The following is a 1,573-nucleotide window of genomic DNA, read 5'->3' as shown; positions in this document are numbered from 1 at the left end:
CGGTCGAGCCGGGAGGGCGTTCGCCCTGGGTCAAGGACCTTTCGACCCGGAAGATCTGAATCGGAATCCGGAACGGCGGGCTGCGTCGCCCCCCGGCCAAATGATCAGATTTCTACGCTTCTGAGTGAGCGTCTACACCCATGGCTTGAGAGCACGTAAACGTGTACTCGGTGAGATTGCAAAAGGTGTACTGATCGCTCTTGATGATCGTTTCCTTGTAGTTCCATTCGATGTCGGCTGAGGTCTCGTAGATCTTCTTTACGTCAAAGACCTTCGTCGTGTAGAAATTGGTTCGATGGAAGTAGGAATACGTCAGGGTCGGCTTTGTGAATATCTGTTCGAAGAACGGGTCGATTCCCTCCACCTCTTCCGCCGCGCTCTCCGCGAAACTTGCGTTGAGGATGTTGGGGATCCTGAAGGAGCAGGTCTTGTCCGTCTCGGCGACTCTCAGCTTGGGGTGGAACTCCTTGCGCAAGCCCAGCATGCAGCCCCCGACGGTATGGAACAGGCGATCGAGGTAGAGCAGCGGCATGAACGAGCAGAGGCGTTCCTCACGCCGGTGCCTGTACATGACGGGAAAGAAGAAGTTGACCTCCAGGTACGGGCGTACGGTGACATCGAATGCATGTTCACGAACATTGTTGCACCTGCTGTAGAGCGTCAGGAATGGGACCATGCCCTTTCTTTGTCGAACCGTCGGAAACTCCTCGGCCATGACTTCGTCGGAAGGTATGGACATCCCCCTTCGCAAGATCCTCATCAAGTCAGCCTTGGGGAAGTAGCCTCCCACGAAATAAGACAGGTTGTCTCCGGACATGAACGTGTCGTGTGGAGTCCCCGCTCGAAATTTCTTGTAGCTCATCGTATCCACCTCCTCGAGGGATTGGCGGAGCAGAATCGTCTAGACAGCTCTGAGCCCCGGCTTCGCGTGCAATTCTAATACAAGTCGCCACTCAATGAGCCACCACTCGTACTCCACGAGGAGCCTGCCCGGGATGTTCTCGCGGCGGCAGGGCTCCGAAATGCTCATCTCGCCCTGCCGCAACAGGCACTCTCCTCGGGGTTCGGAACCCCGAGACATCTCTCAGCTCAGGGCAGCCAAACGTCCGACTTCTGCTGACGGGAAACAGTGGTCGTCGCCGTCGTGCTTCTCAGCCTGCTCATCCTTCCCTGGCGCTGGATTCCGCCGCCGACCGCTGCCCAACAGGGGGATCCCCCCCCGTCGCCGTTAGTTGACGGAACATCTACTGCCCGGTCATTGAGCGAAAACCAGCTTGAACCCTCGATTGCCTCACAAGAGCGGTCTTTGAGGCCCGAGAAGCCCAAGCGCTGTAAGCGATCGCTGAGCCGCGTCTTGTATCAGCGTGGCCGGATGGCGTCGGAATCGATATTCCGGGGGAGCAGGCGGCCGAGTTGATCTGTCTGGTCGATCGTAAGCGATCGCTGAAGTACGTCCTGCCTCAGCGTGGCCGGATGGCGTCGGAGTCGATGTTCTGGGGGAGCAGAGGGTCGAGTTGATCCGTGTGGTCGATCGTGGGCAGGATCTCGAAGAGATGGTTGAGATAGCGCCAGG

The 1,573-nt window shown here is 57.9% G+C and carries 1 protein-coding gene; it reads right to left on the bottom strand.

Translation table 11 applies throughout. The features are described from left to right. Positions 1–112: 112 nt before the first annotated feature. Positions 113–862: a hypothetical protein gene (locus GY937_03960; protein ID MCP5055863.1), complete on the bottom strand. Its 750-nt coding sequence runs from the start codon at positions 860–862 to the stop codon at positions 113–115. Positions 863–1,573 lie beyond the last annotated feature (711 nt).

This window comes from bacterium, assembly GCA_024228115.1.
Classification (GTDB): Bacteria; Myxococcota_A; UBA9160; order UBA9160; family UBA6930.
The sequence above is the reverse complement of the archived record's forward strand: the minus strand, read 5'-3'. Positions and strand labels throughout refer to the sequence as shown.